Here is a 4,391-nt window from a genome sequence, read left to right as displayed (position 1 = left end):
GTATCGTTTCGCGGCTCGCCATAAGGCCCGTACTTGTAAAGCCGAGCCACAGTGCCGGTGCTGTCAGCCTGTGCGATGATGCTGCCCTGGTAGTTGGCATAGAGATAGAGGGCATTGCTTGCATCTGTCGACGCACCCGCGAACTGCACCCACGGCTGATCCGTGCCTAGGGTGTGCATATAACGCCTTAGCATATTGCCGGCGGAATCATATTCTCCGATCAGATTGGTGCCGTCGTAGAGGAAAGTCCTTTGCGAGCCATTGTAGGTGTATCGGTAGAGACGGCCCTCAGGGTCGTATTCCATATTCAGACCGGCCAAGGTACCTGAGCCCGTCAGCAGGCGGTTTTCGACATCGTAGGTGAAGACACGGGCGCCGTCATTGGTCATGTTGCCGGCACTGTCGTAGCCTCCGGATACCGCCGCAATGGACGCATCCCGGTTCAGACCGTCATAGGTCTTATTCTCGGCTGTGGTCGCTATCTCGATGTAATCATAGAGTGTACTGGACGCAATCCAGTTAGTGATCTGATTGGCTGGGTTGTATCCATTGAAATTCCAACTGATATCGTTGGTCGTTCCAGTGAAGTCATGCGTCATGATGGTGGGCCGGCCCACGGCATCATAGGCGTAATAGGTTTGTGCGGTATTTGAACGCGCAATAAGCGTAGTCCGTCCGAGGCTATCGTAAGCAATGCCCAAACCAACGGCACCGGTGCTTGTCGCGACAAGAGCTCCGACATTATTATAGCTATATCCTTGGATTACACCGTCAGGATACTGCAAGTACCAGCGCGTGGAATCGGCATTATACCCGTAAGATACTAGTCGGTTATTCATATCCGTCGTAGAGCTGACACGTCCCAGCCCATCGTAGGTGTAGCTGACACCTAAGCCGGTCGCCGACGCGAAGCGCTTGTAAAGGATATGCCCCAAGCCATCGTAGCCAGTGTAAATATCCTTGGAGGTCGTCGTGGAACCCGCGTAGGCCGGCAGGTCCTTCAGAATTTCCCGGTTCAGATTGTCATATGTGTAGAGGACCGTTTGGGCGTTACGGTGGCGCCAGCTGGTACGGTTGTTATTGGCATCGTAGCCAAAGGTCTCATAGTCCGTCGTACTTGAGGTGCTGCTACCCACCGTCGTGCTTGGGTATTGCATCTTCGACAGCCGATCCAGGCCGTCATAGGTAAAGGTCGTGACGTTGTGATTGGCGTCCATCTCGGACGCTTTCAAGCCGTTGTTGGTGTAGGTGTAATAGGCATATTGCCGGACATCAGAGGTGCCAATGCCCTGATAGACACCGAGTAACTGACCGGCTGCGTCGTAGACATTCTGAGTGATGCGATCGGGGCCATAAGTGCCAAGTGTCGCCTGGGAGCAAGGATCGGACGGTAAAGAACCGAACGTGGCCGGATTCATGCGCACGGCCGTGCAGACCACCTGGTTGTCATAGGTATAGCTGTACTGGGTTGTGCTGATGACCGTATCGGCCTGCGCCTGTGTCAATCCCATCAGGCCCACCAGGACTGCGCCAAGACCAACGCCAAGACCGCCCAACATGCGCTTCATCGTCATTCCCCTCATCCCCTTCAAATGTCTCATGGCACGGCATTCCCGGTCACGATGGCCTCGCTCTTGATCAGGCGTCCGGCCGCGTCATAGGTCATCCGTGTATAGCTGGTGAAGACGGCATCAGAACCATCCGTCAGATTGCTGTTGGCATAGCCTTGCGCCGTCTGGGTTTCCAGGCCGTTGGTATATGTATGCCTGACCAGTGACCGCTTCTGAGTTCCTGCGCCGCCCGGTATAGGTCCAATCGCGAAACGTTTGCGCCGGTTGGCATCAAACGTGGTGAAACTCTGGTCCACGGCCCCGGCAAGAGGTCCATCAACAGACGTAACATTGCCGATCTTGTCATAGCCATAGGTCGTGGTCTGACTATCGTAACCGGATGCGCGGTTATCTCGCACCGTGACCTGATAAGGCTGGTTGGACTTGTAGGTGTAGGGCGCGGTCGAGGACGTGCCGTAATCGGTCAGCGTGACCGAGGTATTGATATCCGCCGGACAGGCTGTCAGGGTCAGTTGCGCCGACGTCAGCCCGCAGGTTTCCGAGCGGGTCAGTCGATAGATATTTCCATTCCCTGTATTGAAAATCGTGTATGTGTTGTATGTCCGGGTTCGTATCCCGTCATTGTTTGCCGGGAGGGTCACCGTCAGCACCCCGCCATGGACATTGTCGTAGGTGTAGTCTGTCTGGTTGCCCTTGGCATCCTTCGTCCAGGTTGGCTTATGGCAAGCGGCACGACTGGTCGTGCAGGAAATACCGTAGTTAGCGGTCGTGACGAGAGCCGTGCCGCCGCCCTTTGGATATTTGGAGATCGCGGTGACGTCAGATCCGCTATAGGTATATTCTGTATATCCTCCGTTTGGCAAACCGCCACTGGTCGTCACTTCGGGCGTGAGCACTTTGCCGATCCGCCCGTACGATTTGTACCCGTTCGAAATCGCAATGGGTGTGTAGGTGGTTGTCCGGTTTAGTTTGTCTTTATAGGACGCGGGCAACTGGTAGGTCTTGTTGACGACAGCCGTATAACCACCGTCGGGAATGGTTGCGGTGATCGTCCGTGACGTCGAGCTTTGATACGTGCTTAGAGTATTGTCAGAATAGCTATAGGTAGACGTACCCAGTACCGTGGTAAGGGTTTTGACCCGTGAGTACGCGTCATAAGCCGCGTGAATGGTCTGCCCGCTGGGGAGCGCGGCATCGGTCATGACCTCGACATCGTAATAGCCCTGGTCGGCGAGAGTATATTGTGTCACTTCGCCGGCGGGCGCTGTCACCGAATAGGTCTGCCAGCCATCGACATTCTTGTAATCGATATGGCTATCATAGGCGTCACACACGAGACTGGCATCGCAGGTATGAGCCAGTAAATTGACCGCATAAATGGTCGTGCCGCCATAGCCTGTCGTTATAGGCACATATTTGAAACCGTAGCCCTGATTGCTGACGACATTATTGATGGAATAGCCGCAGAGTTGCGTGAGAGGCGTACACCCCGTCGCTTCGGTATAACTGATCGTCACCTTGTTGCCGTTTGGCTTGACGATAGACGATAACCTACCTTCGTTGATTGTAACGTAAGTGGAATCCGTCAGGGCCAGAATATCGAAATAATATACAGTGCCGTCACCGGTCGTATAGACCCAGTTGGCCGCCGTCTTGACGAGCGTGTTCGGCTGGCCGGTCGCATTCGAGCAACTGGACGCGCAATCGCCGTGGAAAGAGTCTGTCGAGCCTGCAATCCGAACCTTGGTCTCATAGGGTGGCGTCGCATTCTTTACGAGTACGATATTGCCCGAATAAGTGTCGGTGCCTTTGTGCCCGGTAAACCCCCATATCAGACCGCTGCCACTATCGCCGATCTGCATGAAACTATCTTGACGTGTGTAGCCGCCAGACACCCAATCCACGCCATTGATATCGATGATCTGCCGATCCGGCGCCACGAAATCCGGTGTATCGGCCCAGGCCGGAAGATTTCCGGTGGCCCAACTGAAACCGGAGCAAATGACAAAAGCACTCGCCATGTGCAAATGCCTTTTACAAACCTCCATTGCGGACAAATCCTTTTTCATGGCACAGTGTTCCCGGTCACGATGGCCTCGTTCTTGATCAGGCGTCCGGCCGCGTCATAGGTCATCCGCGTATAGCTGGTGAAGACCGCATCGGAACCATCCGTCAGATTGCTGTTGGCATAGCCCTGAGCGGTTTGCGTCTCCTGACCGTCGCCGTTGTATTGATGGCGCACAAGCGTACGCTTCTGTGTACCGGTGCCCCCCGGTATCGGACCGATCTCAAAAATCTTGCGTCGATTGGCATCGTAGGTTGTGAAGCTCTTATCGTTCGTGCCGGACAACGGCCCATCCACCGACACGACATTGCCGACCTTGTCATAAGCATAGGTCGTCGTCGCGCTGTCATACCCGGATGCGCGGTTATCGCGCACAGTTACCTGGTAAGGCTGGTTGGATTTGTAGGTGTAAGGCGCTGTGGAGGACGTGCCGTAATCGGTGAGCGTGACCGAGGTGTTGATATCCGCCGGACAGGCTGTCAGGGTCAGTTGCGCCGCCGTCAACCCGCAGGTTTCCGAGCGGGTTAGCCGATAGATGGTGCCATTGCCCGTATTGTAGGCGGTATAGGTATTATAGGTCCGCTGGCGGAGGCTGTTCTGATCTGCCGGTAGGGTAACCGTCAGCACCCCGCCATGGGTGTTGTCGTAGGTATAGTCCGTCTGGTTGCCCTTTGCGTCCTTTGTCCAGGTCGGCTGGTTGCAGGTCTTGGCATAGGTACAAGTCGACGGATAGCTCGCCGTAATAGAAGTGCTGC

The 4,391-nt window shown here is 55.1% G+C and carries 2 protein-coding genes and 1 pseudogene; all 3 read right to left on the bottom strand.

What is annotated here, in order from left to right:
* Nucleotides 1-1,568, bottom strand: a 1,568-nt coding sequence (locus tag BLO49_RS18045; protein WP_139159741.1) for an RHS repeat domain-containing protein, incomplete at its 3' end; no start/stop codon positions are given.
* A 29-nt stretch (nucleotides 1,569-1,597) separates the two neighbouring features.
* The gene (locus tag BLO49_RS18040) at nucleotides 1,598-3,592 is read right to left on the bottom strand and encodes an RHS repeat domain-containing protein (protein WP_090651003.1); all 1,995 of its coding nucleotides are present in this window, start codon (nucleotides 3,590-3,592) and stop codon (nucleotides 1,598-1,600) included.
* A 44-nt stretch (nucleotides 3,593-3,636) separates the two neighbouring features.
* Nucleotides 3,637-4,391, bottom strand: a pseudogene (locus BLO49_RS18475) (hypothetical protein); the annotation flags it as partial.

This window comes from Asticcacaulis taihuensis (assembly GCF_900100255.1).
In the GTDB taxonomy this organism is placed as follows: Bacteria; Pseudomonadota; Alphaproteobacteria; order Caulobacterales; family Caulobacteraceae; genus Asticcacaulis; species Asticcacaulis taihuensis.
This window is presented reverse-complemented; position numbering and strand designations above follow the sequence as displayed.